Origin of the sequence: Rahnella ecdela (assembly GCF_019049625.1) — a bacterium.
Classification (GTDB): domain Bacteria; phylum Pseudomonadota; class Gammaproteobacteria; order Enterobacterales; family Enterobacteriaceae; genus Rahnella; species Rahnella ecdela.
Genome location: NZ_JAFMOY010000067.1, coordinates 1 through 1,155 on the forward strand (window position 1 = coordinate 1; position 1,155 = coordinate 1,155).

Here is a 1,155-nt window from a genome sequence, read left to right on the forward strand (position 1 = left end):
TATCAGCGATTAAGCGATAACTTTAGCAACAACACCAGCACCTACAGTACGGCCGCCTTCACGGATTGCGAAACGCAGACCGTCATCCATCGCGATTGGGTGGATCAGGGTAACAACCATGTTTACGTTGTCACCAGGCATTACCATCTCAACGCCTTCTGGCAGTTCGATAGTACCGGTCACGTCAGTTGTACGGAAGTAGAACTGTGGACGGTAGCCTTTGAAGAATGGAGTATGACGACCACCTTCATCTTTGCTCAGGATATAAACTTCGGAATCAAACTTGGTGTGTGGTTTGATTGAACCTGGTTTAGCCAGAACCTGACCACGTTCGATATCTTCACGTTTGATACCACGCAGCAGAACACCAACGTTCTCACCAGCACGGCCTTCGTCCAGCAGTTTGCGGAACATCTCAACGCCAGTACAAGTAGACTTAACAGTGTCCTTGATACCAACGATTTCAACTTCTTCGCCAACTTTAACGATACCGCGCTCTACACGACCGGTAACAACTGTACCACGACCGGAGATGGAGAAAACGTCTTCGATTGGCAGCAGGAATGGCTTATCGATAGCACGCTCTGGCAATGGAATGTAGCTGTCCAGTGCTTCTGCCAGTTCGATGATTTTTGCTTCCCAAGTTGCATCGCCTTCCAGTGCTTTCAGCGCTGAACCTTTGATGACCGGGATGTCGTCGCCTGGGAATTCGTAAGCAGACAGAAGTTCACGAACTTCCATTTCTACCAGTTCCAGCAGCTCTTCATCATCAACCATGTCGCATTTGTTCATGAACACGATCATGTATGGAACGCCAACCTGGCGACCCAGCAGGATGTGCTCACGGGTCTGAGGCATAGGGCCGTCAGTCGCAGCAACAACCAGGATAGCGCCGTCCATCTGAGCAGCACCGGTGATCATGTTTTTCACGTAGTCGGCGTGCCCTGGGCAGTCAACGTGCGCGTAGTGACGAGTCGGGGTGTCATATTCAACGTGGGAAGTGTTGATGGTGATACCACGAGCTTTTTCTTCTGGTGCGTTATCGATCTGGTCGAATGCGCGTGCAGAACCGCCGTAGGTTTTAGCCAGAACGGTAGTGATTGCTGCAGTCAGGGTAGTTTTACCGTGGTCGACGTGGCCGATAGTACCAACGTT

The 1,155-nt window shown here is 50.8% G+C and carries 1 protein-coding gene; it reads right to left on the reverse strand.

What is annotated here, in order from left to right:
• Window positions 1-9 precede the first annotated feature (9 nt).
• A partial coding sequence (tuf, locus tag J1784_RS00350) for an elongation factor Tu (protein ID WP_120135346.1) occupies window positions 10-1,155 on the reverse strand: 1,146 nt, incomplete at its 5' end.